Annotated in this window: 1 pseudogene; it reads right to left on the bottom strand. The window is 74.4% G+C overall.

Annotated elements, in window-relative coordinates:
• Positions 1-381, bottom strand: a pseudogene (locus B7767_RS41195) (S-methyl-5-thioribose-1-phosphate isomerase); the annotation flags it as partial.
• Between the last annotated feature and the right edge of the window lie 313 nt (positions 382-694).

The raw sequence follows: 694 nt of genomic DNA, 5'->3' as shown, positions 1-694 counted from the left end.
CTGCCGGGCGTCCCCGCCGCCGGCGAGGACGGCCTGGTGGGCGGAGCGCGCCCGGCGTACGCCGACGGCGAGGTTCACCGCGGTGGGCCGGGCGCTCTCCAGCGCCGCCGCCGCGTCGTCCACGTCGTAGCCCCGTACGGCGGCGAGCGCGACGCCGTAGGCCCCCGCGATGCCCAGCAGGGGAGCACCGCGCACGGCGAGCGAGCGGATCGCCTCCACCAGCGCCGGCGCATCCGTACAGACGAGTTCGACCTCCTCGGCAGGCAGCCTCGTCTGGTCGAGCAGGACCAGGACGGGGCCTTCGGGCGGCTCCTCCCAGCGCAGTGCCGGGATCTCGGTCGGCCGTTTGTTGTCGCCGCTGTGTGCGTGCTGATCAGCCATGCCGCCAGTCTGCCCCCTGTCACGCGGACAATTGAAGGTACGCAGCCCTCACCTCGGCAGGTCGGTTGACTACCACCCCATGGCACGATGGCAGCCAAGCTGCCGCCGCGACCGCGGACGGGCACCGTGAAGGAGCGACGATGAACGACACTCCGGGCTGGGCCTCGCCCGGATCCGCCCCGTCCGAAGGGCAGGAACCGGGCACGTCCGGCCCTGCCGAGCCCGCCGACCGCCCGGACCCCCGGCACCCCGCCGACCAGCCCCGACAGCCGGACCAGGCCCCGCAGGACCCGGGCGTGAAGTGGTCGAAGGA

It is taken from the genome of Streptomyces sp. 13-12-16, from assembly GCF_002114215.1.
In the GTDB taxonomy this organism is placed as follows: domain Bacteria; phylum Actinomycetota; class Actinomycetes; order Streptomycetales; family Streptomycetaceae; genus Streptomyces.
This window is presented reverse-complemented; position numbering and strand designations above follow the sequence as displayed.